General features: G+C 51.0%; 1 protein-coding gene. It reads left to right on the top strand.

What is annotated here, in order from left to right:
- On the top strand, positions 1-202 hold a 202-nt coding region (locus A3709_RS24035), incomplete at both ends, for a hypothetical protein (protein ID WP_197484267.1).

Raw genomic sequence — 202 nt, 5'->3', positions numbered from 1 at the left:
CCCAGGAATTTCAATTCACTGGCACGGCCTTTGACGACAAGTTGGACTACATTGTCGGTTTCTTCGGCTTCTGGGAAGAAACGGATGCAGGCACCGCGGTATCGCCTTCAGGACCATTCTTCGGCTCTCTATACGATCTCCCGCCGTTTGTTACCGGTGAGGATTGCACCACAGGTAACTGTGCTTTTTACATTAACCAGAC

This window comes from Halioglobus sp. HI00S01, assembly GCF_001635445.1.
GTDB lineage: Bacteria > Pseudomonadota > Gammaproteobacteria > Pseudomonadales > Halieaceae > Halioglobus > Halioglobus japonicus.
Note: the sequence above shows the minus strand (reverse complement) of the source record. Positions and strands in the feature narration are given on the sequence as shown.